A 2,451-nucleotide genomic window follows, 5' to 3' on the forward strand; every position below is an offset into this window, starting at 1 on the left:
GTCGGGCGCCGGGCGAGGCGTGGCGGCGGCGCGGGCCCGGCGGCGGCGCGGGCCCGGCTGTGGCGCCGGGCGACGGAAGTGGCTGCGACCGTCGGGGGCTGGCTAGGCTCGCTGTCCATGACTGCCTGCACGGCGGGACGCCCGGGCGTGAGCCCCGCTCCGGTTCCTGCCTCACCGCCGACCGCCTTCGCCCGCCGCCCGCGGCCCGGCTCCGACCGGGGCGGGGTGGTCGGCCCGTGATCATCGGAGTCGGGATCGACGTCGCGGAGATCGAGCGGTTCGACCGGGCGTTGCGGCGCACCCCGGCCATGGCGGCCCGGCTCTTCGTCGACGCGGAACTCTGGCTGCCGGACGGCGAGCGCCGCGGTGTGGCCTCGCTCGCGGCGCGATTCGCCGCCAAGGAGGCGCTGGCGAAGGCGCTCGGCGCGCCCCGCGGGCTGCGGTGGACCGACGCCGAGGTCGTCACCGAGGACGGCGGGCGTCCGACGCTCCGCGTCCACGGCACCGTGGCCGCGCGGGCGGAGACGCTCGGCGTCCGGCACTGGCACGTCTCGCTGAGCCACGACGCCGGGGTCGCCTCCGCGGTCGTCATCGCGGAGGCGTGAGGCGCGGCGCCCGGTGCCGGTGGACGCGCCGGCCGGATGCCCGCTGTGGGACCACCAGCCCCGTGGCGTCCCGGGGAACCGCGTCCGCGCGCCGTTGAGCCGCCGGGCCCAGCGGCGCCGCCCCGCGCCGTGGAGCCGCCCCGCGCCGCCGGGGTGCGGAGGCCGCCCGGACGCCGCGACCCGCCGGTGCGGCCACCGGGCGTTCCCTCGCCGGTCGGGCCAGACTGGAGCCATGCGTATCGCCTACTCCGTGCACGATGTCCGGGCCGCAGAACGGCGGTTGATGGCGCGGGTCCCCGAGGACGCCCTCATGCTCCGGGCGGCGGCCGGCCTCGCCGCCGTGTGCGTCCGCACGCTGGGGCGTGTCTCCGGGGCCCGGGTGGTGCTCCTCGTCGGCAGCGGTGACAACGGCGGGGACGCGCTCCACGCCGGGGCGCGGCTCGCGCGCCGGGGCGCCGGGGTCCGCGCCGTCCTCCTCGGTGGCGACCGGGTGCACGCCGGCGGGCTGGCCGCGCTGCGCCGCGCCGGCGGTCGGACGGTCGACCCGGACCAGGCAGCGGTGGCGCTGCGCCGCGCCGATCTCGTGGTCGACGGGATCGTCGGCATCGGCGGCCGGGGCGGACTGCGGCCGGAGGCCGCCCGGGTGGCGCGGCAGGCGGCCGCCTGCGGGGCACCGCTGGTCGCGGTCGACCTGCCCAGCGGCATCGACGCCGACAGCGGGCGGGTGGACGGGGAGGCTGTCCGGGCGGACGTCACCGTCACCTTCGGCGCCCACAAGCCCGGGCTGCTCGTCGACCCCGGCCGGGGGCACGCCGGCGTCGTCCATCCGGTCGACATCGGCCTCGGCCCCGAACTCGCCGAGGCGACGCCGGTGGTCCGCACCCTCCACCACCAGGAGGTCGCCGATCTGCTCCCGGTGCCCGGCCCCGAGAGCGACAAGTACCGGCGGGGCGTCGTCGGCGTGGCCGCCGGCTCCGAGCGCTACCCGGGGGCCGCCGTGCTGGCGGTCGCGGGGGCGCTGCGCGGCGGCGCGGGCGCCGTCCGGTACGTCGGCCCGCCGGCCGAGGCGGTGCTGGCCCGGTTCCCCGAGGTGCTGGTCGGCACGGGCCGGGTGCAGGCGTGGGTGGCCGGTTCCGGACTCGGCGACGCCCCGGAGGCCCGGGAGCGGCTCGCGCGGGCGCTGGAGGACGGCGTGCCGACCGTCGTCGACGCGGACGGGCTGCGGATGCTGGACCCCGCGCAGCGACGGGGGCCGCGCGGACCGCTGGTGCTCACCCCGCACGCCGGCGAGGCCGCCGCACTGCTCGGCGTGGCGCGGGCCGAGGTGGAGGCGCAGCGGCTGGCGTCGGTCCGGCGCCTGGCCCGCAGCACCGGCGCCACCGTGCTGCTCAAGGGCTCCACGACCCTCATCGCCTCGCCGCCCGGTGAGGGGGGCGCGGACGAGGACGGCGGCACGGTGGTGGCCAACCTGAACGGCAGCGGGTGGCTGGCCACCGCCGGCACGGGGGACGTGCTCGCGGGGCTGATCGGTTCGCTTCTCGCCGCAGGGCTGGCCCCGGCCGACGCGGCGGCGGTCGGCGCCCACCTCCACGGGCTCGCCGGTGCGCTCGCCCCGGTGCCGCCCACTGCGGGCGAGGTGGCCGAGGCCCTGCCCGCCGCCTGGGGGCGGCTGCGCGACCGGGGCTGACCCGTCCCGGCCCCCGGCCCGCCCCGCGCCGCCGGGGCCGGGCGATGCCTCGCCCGGCGGGGCCGCCCCGGCCGCACCGACCACGCGACCGCCTCGGCTGCCTCGGGGCGGATCTCGTCCCGGACGGCTATCGCTCCCAGGATGGTCGTGTCGTGTTCG

The 2,451-nt window shown here is 80.3% G+C and carries 2 protein-coding genes; both read left to right on the forward strand.

What is annotated here, in order from left to right; translation table 11 throughout:
- Positions 1 to 236: 236 nt before the first annotated feature.
- The gene (locus HCN52_RS23730) at positions 237 to 605 is read left to right on the forward strand and encodes a holo-ACP synthase (protein ID WP_168090471.1); all 369 of its coding nucleotides are present in this window, start codon (positions 237 to 239) and stop codon (positions 603 to 605) included.
- A 232-nt stretch (positions 606 to 837) separates the two neighbouring features.
- Positions 838 to 2,292, forward strand: coding sequence for an NAD(P)H-hydrate dehydratase (locus tag HCN52_RS23735; RefSeq protein WP_168090472.1), 1,455 nt, complete (start codon positions 838 to 840; stop codon positions 2,290 to 2,292).
- Positions 2,293 to 2,451: the final 159 nt, after the last annotated feature.

It is taken from the genome of Streptomyces bohaiensis (genome assembly GCF_012033785.1).
Lineage (GTDB): Bacteria > Actinomycetota > Actinomycetes > Streptomycetales > Streptomycetaceae > Streptomyces > Streptomyces bohaiensis.